This window comes from Oleiphilus sp. HI0080 (assembly GCF_001635135.1).
Genome location: NZ_LWFU01001189.1, coordinates 1 through 655 on the forward strand (window position 1 = coordinate 1; position 655 = coordinate 655).

Consider the following 655-nt stretch of genomic DNA (forward strand, 5'->3'; position numbering starts at 1 on the left):
GAGCGCACTCTCCAATATAAACATCGCCATGGTCGATAATGTGCAAACTCTTATCTGTGCAATAAGTGAGCAGGCGCGCGCGGCGGCGGCACAGTCTTTGCTGAGTCGAGAGTGCTCTCTAAAAAGCGGCAAACTCATTCGATGGTGTCAACAAGCTGTAATACGGCATCCGCACACTTTGTGCTGTTCTGAATGGAACTTTGATCACAATAATTGCGTTTAAATTGTTTGAGAATACGGGGCAGCTAGGGAGCAGTCAGCGTATAACAATAACCAGAATCCAAAGAGATTCGATGCAAGGGAGTAAGCTATGCTTGATAAGAGCTTAGTGTCGGGGAAATCTTTCCGCGATGACAAAAATTTTCCACACGGTTTTAGCCGCAGCGGCAACTTTTCAAGAAACGAATCCGATCTATTAACACGTGCTGGAGCGGTCGCAAATGCGCTTGCTAATGGCACCTTAGAGCCAACATCCAAGGCACAAAAACAACTCTTGGCGGTATGCCGTGGTGAACGAGATGCGAGTACCGAATTCGAGCGAGTTTGGTTGAAGTATGTCGATGCCGTTGGCAGCAAGCGTTGCGTGTTCAGTTTTGCATCAACAGGTAATCTTGCTTCTAGCGAAAGCCGTGTTTACGCGAAGGACTTTCTAGCT

The 655-nt window shown here is 47.5% G+C and carries 2 protein-coding genes; both read left to right on the forward strand.

All coding sequences use genetic code 11. From position 1 onward, the window contains the following. On the forward strand, positions 1 to 223 hold a 223-nt coding region (locus A3751_RS23690), incomplete at its 5' end, for a hypothetical protein (RefSeq protein WP_231876955.1). Between the two features lie 87 nt (positions 224 to 310). Continuing rightward, positions 311 to 655: DUF413 domain-containing protein (maoP, locus tag A3751_RS21030; RefSeq protein WP_068456911.1), on the forward strand; the 345-nt coding region annotated here is incomplete at its 3' end.